This window comes from Polaromonas sp. P3_C2 (genome assembly GCF_056402675.1).
Map to the genome: position 1 here is coordinate 1 of NZ_JBFUGX010000671.1, position 2,167 is coordinate 2,167.

General features: G+C 63.2%; 2 protein-coding genes and 1 pseudogene. All 3 read left to right on the top strand.

The genetic code is table 11. From position 1 onward, the window contains the following. A pseudogene (locus AC1DWI_RS20530) lies at positions 1-138 on the top strand (3-oxoadipate CoA-transferase); the annotation flags it as partial. Positions 139-165: 27 nt separating this feature from the next. Beyond that, positions 166-1,368, top strand: a complete 1,203-nt coding sequence (pcaF, locus tag AC1DWI_RS20535; RefSeq protein WP_477668312.1) for a 3-oxoadipyl-CoA thiolase — start codon at positions 166-168, stop codon at positions 1,366-1,368. A 164-nt stretch (positions 1,369-1,532) separates the two neighbouring features. Then, positions 1,533-2,167: sulfite exporter TauE/SafE family protein (locus tag AC1DWI_RS20540; protein ID WP_477725615.1), on the top strand; the 635-nt coding region annotated here is incomplete at its 3' end.

A 2,167-nucleotide genomic window follows, 5' to 3' on the forward strand; every position in this document is an offset into this window, starting at 1 on the left:
GCCTGCGTCAAGCGTGTGTACTCCGACATCGCCACGCTGGAATGCACACCGCAGGGTCTGAAGCTGATCGACACCGTCGAAGGCCTCACACACACCGAACTTGAAAAACTGGTGGGCCTGCCGATTGCGGCCGCCTGATCTCACTTCTCTCAACGCACACACACCATGACCCAAGCTTTCATTTGCGACGCCATCCGCACCCCCTTCGGCCGCTACGGCGGCGCCCTCAGCAGCGTGCGCACCGACGACCTGGGTGCGATCCCGATCAAGGCGCTGATGGCGCGCAACCCGAACGTGGATTGGCAGGCCGTCACAGATGTGCTCTACGGCTGCGCCAACCAGGCCGGGGAAGACAATCGCAATGTGGCGCGCATGGCCGCCTTGCTGGCGGGCCTGCCCATGGACGTGCCGGGCTCCACCATCAACCGCCTGTGCGGCTCGGGCCTGGATGCCTTGGGCAGCGCCGCACGTGCCATCAAGTCGGGCGAGGCCACCCTGATGATCGCCGGCGGTGTCGAGAGCATGAGCCGCGCGCCCTTTGTGATGCCCAAGGCCGAGAGCGCCTTCAGCCGCGCAAACGCGGTGTATGACACCACCATCGGCTGGCGTTTCATCAACAAGCTGATGAAAGAAAAATACGGCGTTGATGCCATGCCCGAGACGGCCGAGAACGTCGCTACCGACTACAAGATCAGCCGCGAAGACCAGGACAAAATGGCGCTGGCCAGCCAGCTCAAAGCCGTGGCCGCACAAAAGGCCGGCTACTTCGACGCTGAGATCACGCCGGTGACGATTGCCCAGAAAAAGGGCGACCCCATCGTGGTGAGCAAAGACGAACACCCACGTGAAACCTCGCTCGAAGCGCTGGCCAGGCTCAAGGGCGTGGTGCGGCCCGACGGCACAGTGACCGCCGGCAACGCCAGCGGCGTGAATGACGGCGCTTGCGCGTTGCTGCTGGCCGACGAAGCCACTGCCGCAAAGAACGGCCTTACACCCAAGGCGCGCGTGGTCGGCATGGCCACTGCCGGTGTGGCGCCGCGCATCATGGGCATCGGCCCTGCCCCGGCCACACAAAAAGTGCTGGCGCTCACCGGTCTCACGATGGCGCAGATGGACGTGATCGAACTCAACGAAGCCTTTGCAGCTCAAGGTCTGGCTGTGCTGCGCATGTTGGGTGTGCGGGACGACGATCCGCGCGTCAACCCCAACGGCGGCGCCATCGCGCTGGGTCACCCGCTGGGCGCCTCGGGCGCGCGCCTGGCCACCACGGCCGTCAACCAGTTGCACAAGGGAGGCGGCCGTTATGCGCTGGCCACCATGTGCATCGGAGTAGGGCAGGGCATCGCGGTGATTCTGGAGCGTGTCTAGCCCAGACCGTGACTGGGCATCCCCTCGCGCACGGGGGCGTCTGAGGCGATCGCCATTGCATGGACGGCCTGTGGTGAAATACATCCTCGGTTCCGGTCTGCTATTGTTTTAATAGCTGCTTGCGCCCGTCCCTTCTGGGTAACTGATGTTTTTCGCTTGAATCCATGGATTTCCCGCTGATCACCGACCCCTTTTTCTATGCGGTGGCGATTCCTGCCGTGCTGATGCTGGGCATCAGCAAAAGTGGTTTTGGGGCCGGCTTCGGTTCTCTTGCGGTTCCCGTCATGGCGCTGGCCGTCACGGTGCCCCAGGCCGCCGCCATCCTGATGCCTGTCCTGCTGCTGATGGACTTGCTGGGGCTGGCGGCTTTTCGCCGGGACTTCGATGTGAAGTTTCTGAAATTCCTGATCCCTTTTGGTTTGGTGGGAACCGTGGTGGGGGCGCTGTTGTTCAAGGTGCTGGACGCCAGGGTCGTGGCTGGGGTGGTGGGAATATTCACCTTGTTGTTTTTGGCGCAGCGACTGTTGTTCCCGCCCCGGCCCGACAGCCCGCCACCACCCAAGTGGCTGGGCGCCATTCTGACGGTGACCTCGGGCTTCACGAGCTTTGTGTCTCACGCAGGCGGGCCGCCCCTGAGCGCCTATGTGATTCCCATGCGCCTGAGCCCTGTGAAGTTCACGGCCACCATGGCCGCCTTCTTTTTTGTCATCAACCTTTCCAAGTGGATTCCGTATGCCTGGCTGGGCCTGCTTGACCTGCGCAACATGGCGACTTCGCTGGTTTTGCTGCCGCTGGCGCC

Bases quoted from the DNA above. Each gene is read 5' to 3' on its own strand.
- pcaF (WP_477668312.1), top strand. From the start codon at position 166: ATGACCCAAGCTTTCATTTGCGACGCCATCCGCACCCCCTTCGGCCGC.